The following is a 3975-nucleotide window of genomic DNA, read 5'->3' on the forward strand; positions in this document are numbered from 1 at the left end:
ATAGACTCAATTAACTTTTTATTTCCCAATGCTACCCGTTTTCCTTCGATTGTACCAACTACCCCTTGCCCGGCAATGGCTTCGAATTCAGATACCTCTGCTAAAGCAGCATTATTTTCTTTTGCATATTTAACTACAGCCTCAGCCAGTGGATGTTCGCTGTGAATGTTGATCGAGCCGCTGTAATGCACCACCTCTTCTTGGGTAAAGTCACCCAATGGTATCATCTTTTCGACAGATGGCCTGCCTTCGGTAATCGTTCCTGTTTTATCGGTTATCAATACATCTATCTTATCCATTCGTTCAAGAGCCTCGGCATTTTTAATTAATATACCGTTCTGAGCACCTTTGCCTACGCCAACCATAACAGACATGGGCGTTGCCAAACCCAGGGCACATGGACAGGCGATAATCAACACGGCAATGGCATTGCTAATGGCAAAAACATAAGCGGAATTGCCGCCCCATATAGCCCATACAACGAAAGTAGCAACTGCAATAAGTATCACTATCGGAACAAACCAGCCCGAAACTTTATCCGCTAACTTCTGAATGGGAGCTTTTGAACGGCTTGCACTGTCGACCATCGCTATTATTTGCGACAATAGCGTTTCATCGCCCACACGTTCGGCAACCATTGTGAATGATTTTGTACCGTTGATAGTTCCTGAGCTGACCTTGTCGCCCTCTTTTTTATCCGAAGGGATTGGCTCGCCGGTAATCATCGATTCGTCAATGCTGCTTTCGCCTTTTTGTATGTAACCGTCTACAGGTATCTTTTCTCCGGGTTTAACCCGTAATATATCGCCTTTCTTTATGTCTTGAATACTGATTTTTTGGTCATGTCCCTCAACAACAAGGGTTGCTTCGGTTGGTGCAAGCTTCAATAGTTCTTTCAACGCAGTATTAGTACGACCATGTGCCTTAGCTTCTAAGAGTTGCCCAAGTAACACTAATGTAAGAATAACCACCGTTGCCTCAAAATAGAGGTGGACATTACCCATACTATCCTTGAGTTGATCGGGAAAGACCGAAGGAAATAACAAACCTACGATACTGAACAAAAATGCAGCTCCCGTTCCAATACCAATCAGGGTAAACATATTGAGCTTCATAGTTCGGATAGAAACCCATGCCCGCTCAAAAAACATCCATGCGGCATAAAATACTACGGGAATGGTAAATCCGAACTGCAACCAACTTGAAAGTTTTGGATGAACAACGTCCGAAAACCCATGTATCATACCCAGCATGGCAAGTAAGAATACAGGAATAGTAAAGACGATGGCAATCCAAAATTTACGAAGCAAATCACGATACGATTTATTCTCGTCCTTATCCTGAGTTGCTATCGCTACTAAATCCATGCCGCACACAGGGCAATTCCCGGGCTTATCGTACACTTTATCACCTTCGCAGTGCATGGGGCAGGCATACTTTGCAGAAGCCACTTGCAAGGTTGGCTTCTTCTCTAGGTTCATACCACAGACAGGACAGTTACCTGATTTCTGGTAAACCTTGTCTCCCTCGCAGTACATCGGGCAGTAGTATATTCCATCTGCCTGAATATCTTTAGGTATCACGATGGGCTTTTGCGGAACAACGCTGCAACACGATGCCTTCTCATTGTGCTTGTTCTCGCCGTTGTCGGGTGATATGGTATAATTACCTATGGCAGACAAAGCCTCTTGTAATTGTTCGGTCGGAATATGCTTATCCATTGTGATACTTGCAATAGGAGGGTTGAGTGTGACAACCGCCTCTATGCCCATGATTCCGTTCAGTGCTTTTTCAATTCTTGCACGGCAACCGTTACAGGTCATGCCGTCTATTCTATATGAATGACTCATTCTAATTAATATTAATTATTTTTATCGTGTACCACGAAGATAGTTTATAAATTACCGTTAAATATCAATATGTTAAAGTAATCCCAGCACCGAATTTCATGTCACTGTCGTAATGAGTCGAAGCCGAAACATATTTAGTGAGTATATATCTGGCACCAAAAGCATATTCGATATTGGTATTGATCATACCCCATAGTCGCAAACGTTTTGTAACGGGGATATCGTCTCTTCTTAGTTGAGCACGAACATAACCTGTATGATCGACCTGTAATTGAGTTACAAGCAAAAAGGGTAAAGTATATTGTAATCCAACGGTAAATGCTCCCCAATTCTTCTGATTACTGGTTTGCCCAAACAAGTTTTTTTCTCTCCGTCCGCCTTCTCTGTAAAACCAATCCCAGCCTGCATAAGCCACTAGAAATTGCTTTTGATCAAGAAACCGTCCGATTCGGGCTTCTGTTTCAAAACCATGTATTTTATTCAGTCCGATTCTCCACTCGGTAGATACTATCCATCGGGTATTCATCAGCGACATATTTCCATCACTACCGTTGCTTTCTAAGCCAATCTGACCTCCAAGAAAGAAACGCCGATCATCGTTATATACCTTTTTAAGAGCTTCTTTCGGATCGGGTATCTGCGGATTAGGAGGTGAATCTTCGTAAGAAAATATACGTCCCATTCCCGCCATCATATGATATAGAATGTGACAATGAAAATACCAATCGCCATACTCTTCAGCGGCATTAAACTCAATCGTGTCTGTTTCCATTGGCATAATATCCAATACATTCTTCAGCGGTGAGTACTCGCCATGCTCATTTACTACGCGGAAAAAGTGTCCGTGCAAATGCATCGGGTGGCGCATCATTGAGTTATTTTTAATGACAATACGTATATTCTCACCTTTTTTGATTAATATTTTATCACTTTCAGAAACCGTTTTATTATTTATAGTCCATACATACCGATTCATATTTCCTGTTAGCTCAAAATTCAGTGTTCTAAAAGAAACATCGGGCAATGTCGTTTTTACGGGAGATTTCAACATGGCGTAATTTAGCGTAACAATATCGTCCTGTGACTCGGCATGATGGGCATGACTCGTACTATCTTGCATCGATGGCATATCAGACATTCCATCGCCTGTTATTTCGGGATACATCACTGCATTCATATCCATTTGTTGAAGACTCATATTCATACCCATATCTTTCATATCACCACCCATGGTCATCATATCGTTCATCATCTTCATCCCTTCGAAGTATTTCAAACGGGGTAAAGGTTTTGCTACTTGCTTAATTCCATCTCCGAGCCAAAGTGATGCAGAACCAGTTCTGTCTTCCGCTGTTGCTAGAAGCTCATAAGCTGTTCCATCGGCAGGTATTGTGACTATAACATCATACGTTTCGGATGTTCCAACAATGAATCGGTCTACCTCTACTGGTTCCACATCCATGCCGTCACTTGCCACCACCGACATTTTACCTCCCGAATAGGTAACCCAGAAATAGGTAGAGGCACTGCCATTTATAACCCGCAACCGAACTTTATCGCCTGCCTTATATTTCTTTTCTTGTTGCTCACTTGCACCATTTACTAAAAACCGTTCGTAATAGACATCACTAACGTCCATAGCATTCATACGCTTCCACTCATTGGTAAGCTTCGTTTTGAAATTTCCACTTTTGAGTGCTTCACCATAACTCTGTACTGCATTTTTCTTAATTGCATACCAGTCTGTCCCATAATGTAATGAGCGCTCTATCTCATGAGGATTCTCGTCACTCCAATCGCTAAGTAAAACTACCTCTTCGTTCATTACAGGCTCGTTGGGCTTATGAATCACTATTGCTCCGTACATACCTACTTGTTCTTGCAACATGGTATGTGAATGATACCAGTATGTTCCGCTTTGGCGAATCACAAACTTGAATTGATGAGTCGACATCGGTTCAATAGGCGCAGTGGTGAGATAAGGAACTCCATCCTGTTCGTTGGGTAAAAGCAGACCATGCCAGTGAATAGATGTTTCGTGCATCATATTGTTATGCACATCCACTACTGCCGTATCTCCTTCGGTGAAATAAAGTGTCGGCATCGGGATTTGACCGTTAGCAGC

The 3975-nt window shown here is 42.3% G+C and carries 2 protein-coding genes; both read right to left on the reverse strand.

Annotated features, from left to right (window positions below; all coding sequences use genetic code 11):
* Positions 1-1850 (reverse strand): heavy metal translocating P-type ATPase (locus G7Y57_RS11845; protein ID WP_165024278.1); only part of this gene is annotated, 1850 nt, incomplete at its 3' end.
* A 64-nt stretch (positions 1851-1914) separates the two neighbouring features.
* On the reverse strand, positions 1915-3975 hold a 2061-nt coding region (locus G7Y57_RS11850; protein WP_165024280.1), incomplete at its 5' end, for a multicopper oxidase domain-containing protein.

Source organism: Dysgonomonas sp. ZJ279 (assembly GCF_011039205.1).
Lineage (GTDB): Bacteria > Bacteroidota > Bacteroidia > Bacteroidales > Dysgonomonadaceae > Dysgonomonas.